Origin of the sequence: Halorubrum sp. SS7 (assembly GCF_005435055.1) — an archaeon.
Taxonomy (GTDB): Archaea; Halobacteriota; Halobacteria; order Halobacteriales; family Haloferacaceae; genus Halorubrum; species Halorubrum salinarum.
Genome location: NZ_SGXV01000752.1, coordinates 1 through 216, shown reverse-complemented (window position 1 = coordinate 216; position 216 = coordinate 1). Strand labels below are relative to the sequence as shown.

The 216-nt window shown below is 65.3% G+C and carries 1 pseudogene; it reads right to left on the bottom strand.

Annotated elements, in window-relative coordinates:
- Positions 1 to 216, bottom strand: a pseudogene (locus tag EXE44_RS19820) (lysine--tRNA ligase); the annotation flags it as partial.

Genomic DNA, 216 nt, shown 5'->3' with positions numbered 1-216 from the left:
TCGACGGTCTCGCTTTCGAGGTCGATCCCCGTCACCGTCTCCGTAATCTTCCCGCACGCCTCACAGACCGGGTTGAAGGGGACGTACTCGTCGTCGACCTTGTCCTGATACGGCGAGAGCACGTCCCGGACGCGGTCGAGGTCACCGAGGACCGTCCGGACCGCGTCGTCGAACGCGCCGTCGGCGTACAGGTCGGTGTTCGAGAGCATCTCGACC